8 protein-coding genes are annotated in these 7453 nt (G+C 42.6%); 7 read left to right on the top strand and 1 reads right to left on the bottom strand.

Annotated features, from left to right (window positions below):
• Positions 1-846, bottom strand: an 846-nt coding sequence (gene pepB / locus CXF78_RS05605; protein WP_102036221.1) for an aminopeptidase PepB, incomplete at its 3' end; no start/stop codon positions are given.
• Between the two features lie 144 nt (positions 847-990).
• Here pepB and sfsA point away from each other — a divergent pair.
• The 7 genes from sfsA to panC all read left to right on the top strand — a co-directional run bounded on the left by sfsA (position 991) and on the right by panC (position 7272).
• A complete protein-coding gene (sfsA, locus tag CXF78_RS05600; RefSeq protein WP_102036220.1) occupies positions 991-1695 on the top strand; it encodes a DNA/RNA nuclease SfsA in 705 nt (234 codons plus the stop codon).
• Between the two features lie 118 nt (positions 1696-1813).
• Positions 1814-2257: an RNA polymerase-binding protein DksA gene (dksA, locus tag CXF78_RS05595; RefSeq protein ID WP_011638715.1), complete on the top strand. Its 444-nt coding sequence runs from the start codon at positions 1814-1816 to the stop codon at positions 2255-2257.
• 140 nt (positions 2258-2397) lie between these two features.
• Positions 2398-3279 carry a tRNA glutamyl-Q(34) synthetase GluQRS gene (gene gluQRS / locus CXF78_RS05590; protein WP_102036219.1) on the top strand — a complete coding sequence of 294 codons (882 nt, stop codon included), beginning with the start codon at positions 2398-2400 and terminating at the stop codon, positions 3277-3279.
• Between the two features lie 241 nt (positions 3280-3520).
• Entirely contained in the window at positions 3521-4822 is a 1302-nt protein-coding gene (pcnB, locus tag CXF78_RS05585) for a polynucleotide adenylyltransferase PcnB (protein ID WP_059744576.1), read from the top strand.
• A 5-nt stretch (positions 4823-4827) separates the two neighbouring features.
• Positions 4828-5313, top strand: coding sequence for a 2-amino-4-hydroxy-6-hydroxymethyldihydropteridine diphosphokinase (folK, locus tag CXF78_RS05580; RefSeq protein WP_102036217.1), 486 nt, complete (start codon positions 4828-4830; stop codon positions 5311-5313).
• Positions 5314-5381: 68 nt separating this feature from the next.
• Positions 5382-6176, top strand: a complete 795-nt coding sequence (panB, locus tag CXF78_RS05575) for a 3-methyl-2-oxobutanoate hydroxymethyltransferase (protein WP_011638719.1) — start codon at positions 5382-5384, stop codon at positions 6174-6176.
• A gap of 241 nt (positions 6177-6417) precedes the next feature.
• Positions 6418-7272: a pantoate--beta-alanine ligase gene (gene panC / locus CXF78_RS05570; RefSeq protein ID WP_102036216.1), complete on the top strand. Its 855-nt coding sequence runs from the start codon at positions 6418-6420 to the stop codon at positions 7270-7272.
• Positions 7273-7453: the final 181 nt, after the last annotated feature.

The raw sequence follows: 7453 nt of genomic DNA, 5'->3' as shown, positions 1-7453 counted from the left end.
ATCAGCTAGCACTAAACGTCCTTCAGCATCAGTATTAACGATTTCAACCGTGGTGCCGTTTTTGTAGGTTAGAACATCACCCAGCTTGAAAGCATTACCGCTAACTAAGTTTTCTGCACAACATAAAAATAGCTTAACGCGTTTGTTCAAACCAGCCTTCATGGCTAATCCTAATGCAGCAGTAACCGTGGCAGCTCCGCCCATGTCACACTTCATCGCTAACATGCCTTCTGACGACTTCAAGCTATAGCCGCCTGAGTCAAACGTTATGCCTTTGCCCACTAAGGCAACAGAGACTGGAGCATCCGCACCTAACGGATTAAAATCAAGCTCTAACAATGCAGGAGGACGTTCACTACCACGACCAACAGCATGAATTCCGACCCATTTTTTTTCTAATAATTCATGGCCTTCAATAATGTTAAAACTGACATGGTCACCACCAATATTTTTTAACCAAGACGCCGCTTGATTAGCTAACGATAATGGCGATAAATCTTCAGGAGTATCATTAATCAATTTACGAGCAAACTGGGCCGCTACAGCACGTTGATTCAACGTCTCTTTATCGGCGTCACTACCACACCAATCCACTTGGTATCCTGCTTTAGCCGTGGCAAAACCTTGTGCAAATGCCCACTGTGAATTCAGGGTCCATAAGCCGCCGTCCAGCTGTACATAATTAATGCCTTGATTGCGGATTTTTCTTGCCGCCATCTGTACTTGACGCAGTTCATCGCTACCCGATAGATGGATTGTTGCCTTAGTACCTTGGTAAGTCACATCAGCTTTACCCCAATGTTCTGCAGGGGCTTCGGTGGTGAGCGTAACGGTCATAATATTCATAATAATCCCTTGTAGTAAGCCAAATAACACCAATGCTCGAGCTTAATCACGAGCTAATGGCAGTAGTGTAGACAAAACATAATCGATAAACCAAGCTAAAGTTTGTTAGCATTGTTGTAAATCAACTCATTAGATGAGTCATCGATGAAATTTACTCCCGAATTAGAGTCCGGTGTATTAATTAAACGATACAAACGATTTCTTGCCGATATCATGCTACCTAACGGGCAAGAAATCACTATTCATTGCCCAAATACTGGTTCAATGAAAAATTGCTTATTCCCTGGTGAAAAGGTGTGGTTTTCCACCTCCGACAATCCAAAACGAAAATATGCCCACACATGGGAACTAATGCAGACAGATCAGCAGCATTATATCGGGATTAATACCGGACGAGCCAATGCTCTTGCAGAAGAAGCGATTAATCGGCAAGTGATTACCGAACTGTTAGGTTACGAGCATTTAAAACGTGAAGTGAAGTACGGCAGTGAAAATAGCCGCATCGATATCTTGCTCACTAGCCAAAACCGACCTGAGTGCTATATTGAAGTGAAGAGCTGCACTTTGCTAGAAGATCAAATAGGTTACTTCCCAGATGCTGTAACCACGCGTGGACAGAAGCATCTGCGAGAATTAATCCACATGGTGGAATTAGGCCATCGCGCGGTTTTATTATTTGTAGTGCAGCACAGTGGCATCACGAGTGTTAAACCCGCGCGACACATAGATCCACATTACGCAGACTTACTTGAACAAGCCGTAGCAAATGGCGTTGAAGTGCTAGCTTATAAAACAGCGCTTTCGCCACAGGGAAGCCTGATCACTTCAGCTTGTAAAGTCATGCTGTAGATCAAAATAAAAATTAAATAACAGGTAAAAAATTTGCCACGCTATAGAGTTTCTGGTATAGATAGCGGCCATAAATTTAAGACGTCCTTAAAACGCAAATGATTACAGGAGATGCGTTATGCCTCAAGGCACGAAAAAACTTGGCGTACTCGCTATCGCTGGAGTAGATCCTTACCAGGAATCGGCTGGTGAAGAGTATATGAATACCAAGCAACGTGGTCACTTTACATTGATCCTCGAAGCATGGCGTAACCAATTGCGTGAAGAAGTCGACCGTACGTTAACTCACATGCAAGATGAAGCTGCAAACTTTCCTGATCCTGTCGACCGTGCAGCACAAGAAGAAGAATTCAGCTTAGAATTACGCGCTCGTGACAGAGAACGTAAATTGATCAAAAAGATTGAAAAGACTTTACAGTTGATCAAAGAAGATGATTTTGGTTTCTGCTTCTCATGTGGTGTAGAAATTGGTATCCGTCGACTTGAAGCTCGCCCTACAGCCGATCAATGTATCGATTGTAAAACGTTAGCTGAAATAAAAGAAAAACAAATGGCGGGTTAACCCGTTATTGATTAGGGCGAGATTATCTCGCCCTTTTTATTTTACTTTATTTACCCACTAACAAATTAACAAGGCTATTGTGTTGTCACATTAACTGACGATAATAACAATACGATGTTAACGACAAACAACGCTATAACATGATTCCCCCATCCTATATCGGACGTTTTGCGCCCTCACCATCAGGTTCACTGCATTTTGGCTCACTCGTTGCAGCATTAGGCAGTTATCTTCGCGCGCACAGTCAGCAAGGCCAATGGCTTGTCCGCATAGAAGATATCGACCCGCCACGCGAAGTCCCCGGTGCAAGCGATAATATCCTTAGAACACTCGATGCCTACGGCTTACATTGGCATGGAACCGTACTATTTCAACAGCAACGATATCAGGTTTATCAAGAGCAAATTGAAGCGTTTATCGCCAGTGATCTTGCTTATTATTGCCAATGCACACGTAAAATAATCCAAACCAGTGGCGGCGTGTATGACGGCCGTTGTGGCCGACTTCAGCCTAGACTGACACACGGTGCAATTCGAATTCGTAATCACGTTAAAGTTGATCATTTTGTTGATAAACTTCAAGGCCCGGTGGTGGTTGATAAAGCTTTCGCCGAAGAAGACTTTATTATTAAACGCAGTGATGGTTTGTATGCTTACCAACTCGCCGTTGTACTCGACGATGCGTATCAAGGCATAACTGAAGTGGTCAGAGGTTGTGATTTACTTGAAGCCAGTTGCCGACAAATAAGTTTGTTTACCCAATTGGAATTTACGCCTCCTGATTGGCTACATTTGCCGTTAGTTTGTGCCGAGAAAGGCTTTAAATTATCCAAGCAAAATTATGCTCCAGCTATCGATGTCATTCACCCTCAAGCCAGTATTAATGCCGCCCTTACCTTTTTAGGCCAAAAAGCTGTCGATGTAGATTCAGTAGAGGTGATGCTAAAACAGGCTGTTGAACAATTTGACCTAAGCACGATTCCAGCACAAAAAGAAATTGTCTTATCGACAATAAACGACTAGGTATCGTCATTAACCGACATAAGTTATTGCATTAAGCCCTTTTTAGCGCAACTGCACGTATACTCATTCAGTCACATTTAATGTATTATACCCGCCAGATTTTTAATCAAATTATTATAGCATTCCGAGGTGTATTATTTTTCGCCGTATTAGCCAATTCTGTAAACAGCTATTTGAAAACAACAAAGTAGCTCCAGTCCTTGAAGAACCGATTCAAGAAGATGGCTTACGTCTGGATATTATCTCCAGAGATGGTCACTCAATTTCACGTCGTCAAATTAGTGAAAATGCACTAAAAGTCCTTTATCGCCTTAATAAATCAGGCTACAAAGCTTATTTAGTCGGCGGTGGAGTACGTGACATTCTATTAGGTCTTGAACCGAAAGATTTTGACGTTGTTACCAATGCCACCCCAGATGACATTAAAAAGTTATTTCGCAATTGTCGCCTAGTCGGCCGTCGTTTTAGACTGGCGCATATCGTGTTTGGTCGTGATGTCATTGAGGTTGCCACTTTCCGCGGTCACCACAGTGAAAGCAATGATAAAGTGTCCAAATCCAACGCTGAAGGTCGTCTATTACGCGATAACGTCTACGGTGAGATTGATGAAGATGCTGAACGCCGTGACTTCACCATTAACGCGCTCTACTACGACATCAGTGATTACTCTATTCGCAGCTATGGTGGTGGAATAAACGATCTCAATGCTAGAACGATTAAGCTTATTGGCGATCCAGATACGCGTTACCGTGAAGATCCAGTGCGTATGCTTCGTGCAGTTCGTTTTGCAACGAAACTTGATATGCAAATCGATGCAGTGACAGCGGATCCCATCAAAGCCCTTGCTCCATTGCTAGCCGATATTCCTGCTGCGCGCATGTATGAAGAAGTATTAAAACTGTTTTTTGCTGGTAAGGCAGAAGCCAATTACCACATGATGCAACGTTTTGGTTTATTCGCGCCCTTGTTCCCACAAGTGGGTGCATTAATTGAAGAGTCGCCTAAAGGGCATGCCGCTAAAATGCTGCAAGTCGTTATGCGTAATACCGATATTCGTGTTAGCGAAGATAAAACCGTGACTCCGGCATTTTTCTTTGCGGCAATCTTATGGTATCCCGTTAAGCAACGAGCTGATGATATTGCCATTGAAAGCGGCTTAACTCATTACGATGCATATGTTGCTGCAATGGGTGATGTGCTTGAAAAACAGTGCCTAACAATTAGTTTACCACGCCGATTCAGCACTCCTGCACGCGACATTTGGCAATTGCAGTTACGATTAGAACGTGGTCAAGGCACTCGAGCATTTAAACTGCTAGAGCATCCTAAGTTCAGAGCAGCTTATGATTTACTGCTACTGCGCGGTGAAGTTGAAATGGGTAATATTGCCAAGATAGCTGAGTGGTGGAAGGCATTTGTAGAAGCCGATGAAACTGACCGTAGCGATATCGCTAAAAGCATCAAAGGCAGTAATAGTCGCAACAGAAATGCACCACAGCGTAAACGTCGCCGTAAACCAGCAGCCAAGCCTGCGGAAGAATAACAATCATGGCGGTCCAAGTTTATGTCGCCATAGGCGCTAATTTAGCCGAACCAATACAACAACTCGATGTTGCGGTATTGGCGCTAAAAGCATTGGCAATAAACAACACTTTTACAGTGTCAGCTTATTATGGTTCCAAGCCCATGGGTGATGTTATTCAGCCAGATTATGTCAATGCTGTCGCGGGGTTTCAAACCTCGCTAAAGCCCATTGAGTTACTCGATGCTTTACAAGAGATTGAGCAACAACAAGGGCGTGTACGGCTTGAACATTGGGGACCTCGTACCTTAGATTTAGATTTGTTACTCTATGGTCAACAACACATCAACGAATCTCGTCTTTGTGTGCCTCATTACGGCATGAAGCAACGCAGTTTTGTGTTAGTTCCATTAGCAGACATTGCACCAGCGCTAATATTACCCTGTAATACAAGCCTTGAAAGCCTTATTAGAGTGGCAATGCGTGATGAATTGCAAAAGCTTATCGATTAAAGTTGATCTTAACAGACAGAACATTAAGCTCAGCTTTTAGTATTTCAATATTGTTTTAAGAGTCTACTATGTCAAAAGTCACCAGTTCGACCCTGATCAAGTTCAAACAAGAAGGTAAAAAGTTCACCGCATTAACGGCTTATGACGCTAGTTTTGCCGGCGCATTTGACAGTGAAGGTGTGGATGTACTTTTAGTGGGTGATTCACTCGGTATGGTGCTTCAAGGCCATAACGATACCCTACCAGTAACCATTGCCGATATAGCTTACCATACTGCTTGTGTTAAACGTGGTGTTGCGCGCGCATTACTCATCGCAGACATGCCGTTTATGAGTTATAGCACCCCAGAGCAAACCATGAATAACGCGGCAATATTAATGCAGGCAGGTGCCAGCATGGTCAAATTAGAAGGCGGACATTGGTTACTTGAAAGCGTAAAAATGTTAACCGAACGTGGTATTCCAGTTTGTGCTCACCTAGGATTAACACCACAGTCGGTGAACGTTTTTGGCGGATTTAAAGTGCAAGGTCGCGATGCTGATAACGCGCAACGCATTCTAGATGAAGCTAAAGCATTGCAAGCTGCTGGTGCGCAATTATTAGTGGTTGAGTGTATTCCAGCCCCACTGGCTAAAGCCATTACTGAAGCACTAACCATTCCAGTTATTGGGATCGGCGCGGGTGCTGACACCGATGGTCAAATACTTGTTATGCATGATGTGTTAGGCATTTCGAGTGGCTACATTCCCCGTTTTTCAAAAAACTACCTCAAACAAACCGGCGAAATTCGCTCGGCTATCAGAGCCTATATTGATGAAGTTGCTAACGGCACATTCCCTGCTGAAGAACATACCTTTAATTAGTATATAATTCTGATAATAAAGGTTTATTACAATCTTTTGCCCTGCTATCTACGCTGCATTGACTTACACTCTATCGACAATTGATAAGTCGATGCACCTAGTTAGCAACACACGGCAAGTTTGATTTGCAGATGTAAAATAAACCCGTTGTTATCGATTACCCTAGCTCTTACCAGGGTTGAGGCTAATCAATAAATCTATATCAATGACTACATTGTTTTTATTAAGGTTCGAACAGAAAATGATAACCACCTCCGCTATCTCAACCATTCGCGAACATGTTAAGACTTGGCGCAGCAAAGGCGAAACGGTTGCTTTTGTGCCGACTATGGGTAATTTACACCAAGGTCACATCACCTTAGTGAATGAAGCTAAAAAGCGCGCAGACCATGTGGTGGTATCTATTTTTGTTAATCCAATGCAATTTAGCGCTAATGAAGACTTAGACGGTTACCCACGTACACTAGAACAAGATAGTGACAAGCTGATGGCTGCCGGAACAGAAATACTCTTCACTCCAACACCAGAAATCATTTATCCCAAAGGCTTGGCGCAACAAACCTACATTGAAGTACCTGAAATTGGCGATGAATTATGCGGTGCAAGTCGTCCAGGTCATTTTCGTGGTGTGGCCACCATAGTCGCCAAACTGTTTAATATTGTTCAACCTGATATTGCCTTATTTGGCCGTAAAGATTTTCAACAATTGATGATTATCAAAACCATGGTTGAAGATTTATCGATGCCGATTGATGTAATAGGGGTGGAAACTATCCGAGAACAATCGGGTCTTGCGATGAGCTCTCGTAATGGCTATTTAACCATTGAAGAAAAGCACTCAGCAGCAACATTAAAACAAGCATTAGACAGTATTGTTAACGCGATTCAACGCGGTGAAGCAACACAACAAGCTATCACCACAGCCAAAAAACTACTGATAACAGCTGGTTTTACTCCTGATTATCTCGAAGTGAGAAATGCCAATACATTGCGTCAAGTCACAGCAGCAGACAGTGAGCTAGTGGTTATTGGGGCAGCGTATCTCGGTAAAGCGCGCTTGATTGACAATGTGTCATTTTCTCGTCATTCAAGTTAGGCATATAGATGGCTTAAGCTAAAAATCATTCAGTTTTAGCTTAAGCCAATAAAATAAAAAACAAAGATTTTTTTATTATTGAAATTTCCATTGTCAAAAAACTGGTTTTATCGATAAAATTGAACCATATTTAATCGGTAGAGTAATGTTACCGACGTGATTATTGCTATTTTGTTAGCAA

Source organism: Shewanella sp. 11B5 (genome assembly GCF_002836795.1).
In the GTDB taxonomy this organism is placed as follows: domain Bacteria; phylum Pseudomonadota; class Gammaproteobacteria; order Enterobacterales; family Shewanellaceae; genus Shewanella; species Shewanella frigidimarina.
Note: the sequence above shows the minus strand (reverse complement) of the source record. Positions and strands in the feature narration are given on the sequence as shown.

Coding starts and splice junctions, on each gene's coding strand:
- sfsA (WP_102036220.1), top strand. CDS start 991: ATGAAATTTACTCCCGAATTAGAGTCCGGTGTATTAATTAAACGATAC.
- dksA (WP_011638715.1), top strand. CDS start 1,814: ATGCCTCAAGGCACGAAAAAACTTGGCGTACTCGCTATCGCTGGAGTA.
- gluQRS (WP_102036219.1), top strand. CDS start 2,398: ATGATTCCCCCATCCTATATCGGACGTTTTGCGCCCTCACCATCAGGT.
- folK (WP_102036217.1), top strand. CDS start 4,828: ATGGCGGTCCAAGTTTATGTCGCCATAGGCGCTAATTTAGCCGAACCA.
- panB (WP_011638719.1), top strand. CDS start 5,382: ATGTCAAAAGTCACCAGTTCGACCCTGATCAAGTTCAAACAAGAAGGT.
- panC (WP_102036216.1), top strand. CDS start 6,418: ATGATAACCACCTCCGCTATCTCAACCATTCGCGAACATGTTAAGACT.